General features: G+C 49.4%; 10 tRNA genes and 1 rRNA gene. All 11 read left to right on the forward strand.

The features are described 5' to 3' along the window. Positions 1-91: ribosomal RNA gene (rrf, locus tag B7698_RS00535) — 5S ribosomal RNA — on the forward strand; the annotation flags it as partial. Positions 92-95: 4 nt separating this feature from the next. Next, positions 96-168, forward strand: a tRNA-Val gene (locus B7698_RS00540). Between the two features lie 5 nt (positions 169-173). After that, positions 174-244 (forward strand) — tRNA-Gly (locus B7698_RS00545). Between the two features lie 34 nt (positions 245-278). Continuing rightward, a tRNA-Ile gene (locus tag B7698_RS00550) sits at positions 279-352 on the forward strand. An 8-nt stretch (positions 353-360) separates the two neighbouring features. Continuing rightward, positions 361-432: transfer RNA gene (locus B7698_RS00555), tRNA-Glu, on the forward strand. Between the two features lie 4 nt (positions 433-436). Then, positions 437-526, forward strand: a tRNA-Ser gene (locus B7698_RS00560). Between the two features lie 10 nt (positions 527-536). Beyond that, positions 537-610: transfer RNA gene (locus B7698_RS00565), tRNA-Met, on the forward strand. A 3-nt stretch (positions 611-613) separates the two neighbouring features. Further along, positions 614-686: transfer RNA gene (locus B7698_RS00570), tRNA-Phe, on the forward strand. Positions 687-706: 20 nt separating this feature from the next. Then, positions 707-777: transfer RNA gene (locus B7698_RS00575), tRNA-Gly, on the forward strand. Positions 778-811: 34 nt separating this feature from the next. Next, positions 812-885: transfer RNA gene (locus tag B7698_RS00580), tRNA-Ile, on the forward strand. 6 nt (positions 886-891) lie between these two features. After that, a tRNA-Ser gene (locus tag B7698_RS00585) sits at positions 892-979 on the forward strand. Positions 980-1,096 lie beyond the last annotated feature (117 nt).

A 1,096-nucleotide genomic window follows, 5' to 3' on the forward strand; every position in this document is an offset into this window, starting at 1 on the left:
CACCTGTACCCATGCCGAACACAGAAGTTAAGCCCTAGAACGCCGGAAGTAGTTGGGGGTTGCCCCCTGTGAGATATGGAAGTCGCTTAGCTTTAGGGAGTTTAGCTCAGCTGGGAGAGCATCTGCCTTACAAGCAGAGGGTCAGCGGTTCGATCCCGTTAACTCCCATTTAAGCGGGTGTAGTTTAGTGGTAAAACTACAGCCTTCCAAGCTGTTGTCGCGAGTTCGATTCTCGTCACCCGCTTTGAACTTTGTTCAAATTACCAAGTTTTTAACTTGGGCGCGTAGCTCAGGTGGTTAGAGCGCACGCCTGATAAGCGTGAGGTCGGTGGTTCGAGTCCACTCGTGCCCATAAAGTTTGGTCCGTTGGTCAAGGGGTTAAGACACCGCCTTTTCACGGCGGTAACACGGGTTCGAATCCCGTACGGACTATTTTGGAGGATTACCCAAGTCCGGCTGAAGGGAACGGTCTTGAAAACCGTCAGGCGTGTAAAAGCGTGCGTGGGTTCGAATCCCACATCCTCCTTTTGTATTAACGCGGGATGGAGCAGCTCGGTAGCTCGTCGGGCTCATAACCCGAAGGTCGTAGGTTCAAATCCTGCTCCCGCAATAAGGCTCGGTAGCTCAGTTGGTAGAGCAATGGATTGAAGCTCCATGTGTCGGCGGTTCGATTCCGTCTCGCGCCATTTTTATTAATAGTATGTATGCGGGTGTAGTTTAGTGGTAAAACTACAGCCTTCCAAGCTGTTGTCGCGAGTTCGATTCTCGTCACCCGCTTTGAACTTTGTTCAAAATACCAAGTTTTTAACTTGGGCGCGTAGCTCAGGTGGTTAGAGCGCACGCCTGATAAGCGTGAGGTCGGTGGTTCGAGTCCACTCGTGCCCATTAATTGGAGAATTACTCAAGAGGCTGAAGAGGACGGTTTGCTAAATCGTTAGGTCGGGTAACTGGCGCAAGGGTTCGAATCCCTTATTCTCCGTTTGAATGAGGGTTTATAACTCGGCTCTTTGTCAACTGTAGTGGGTTGAAGAAAAGCTAATATCTAGAAAGGACAAATTTCGTCCTTTCTTTTTTGATATTCAGAGCGATAAAAATC

Origin of the sequence: Streptococcus mitis (assembly GCF_002096855.1) — a bacterium.
Classification (GTDB): Bacteria; Bacillota; Bacilli; order Lactobacillales; family Streptococcaceae; genus Streptococcus; species Streptococcus mitis_Y.